This window comes from Paenibacillus sp. E194, assembly GCF_000935845.1.
Lineage (GTDB): Bacteria > Bacillota > Bacilli > Paenibacillales > Paenibacillaceae > Paenibacillus_B > Paenibacillus_B alvei_B.
In genome coordinates, this window is record NZ_JMDX01000535.1 from 1 (window position 1) to 736 (window position 736).

A 736-nucleotide genomic window follows, 5' to 3' on the forward strand; every position below is an offset into this window, starting at 1 on the left:
GCAGGATGCGGATGAATGTTCGCTTCTGTGTGTAACTACTGCCGGAACGTCTAATGCGGCTCGCGCTGGGATGCCGCGACGCGTATTCTCAGCATATGAACCATTGAAGCCGGGGACGATTAATTCCATTCTTATTATGGATGGCAAATTGTCTGATGCCGCGGTATGGAATGTGTTCATGACGGCAACGGAGGCCAAATGTGCGGCTCTGTCTGATCTGGGCATCTTAGATTCAGAGACGGGGCGCATTGCCACGGGGACGACGACAGATGCAATTGCATTTGCCGTGATAGATAGTGGTCGATATGAACCTGTGCATTGCTATGCAGGGACAGCGACCACATTGGGTCATGCGGTCGGACAACTCGTTTATACTACCGTATATGAGTCCGTCAAGACCCAGCATGAAGCGTGACCGCTAACAGAGTAGAACAACCTACTAGGGTGGGAGACATATGACAGCAGCGTTCATCATAATAGCAGCATACATATGGGATCGGATCGTAGGCGATCCTCGGGCTATCCCGCATCCAGTCGTTGGGATTGGCAAAGGAATAAGCAGAGTAGAACGTGTTATACGCAGGATAAGTCCTTCTGAGCAGGCACTCAAGCCGCTAGGCATCCTGCTGCCGATTATCGTGGTAGGAGGGGCGTATGCGTCGACTTGGCTTATACTAACAGGACTATATCATGTTCATGAATATGTAGGATGGGTTGCCGAGGCTATTGCTCGATT

At 50.8% G+C, this 736-nt stretch carries 2 protein-coding genes; both read left to right on the top strand.

Going from position 1 to position 736, the window contains the following annotated elements; translation table 11 throughout:
- On the top strand, positions 1–415 hold a 415-nt coding region (locus tag AZ66_RS29420; protein ID WP_044358219.1), incomplete at its 5' end, for an adenosylcobinamide amidohydrolase.
- Positions 416–455: 40 nt separating this feature from the next.
- Positions 456–736 (top strand): cobalamin biosynthesis protein (locus AZ66_RS29425; protein WP_044358220.1); only part of this gene is annotated, 281 nt, incomplete at its 3' end.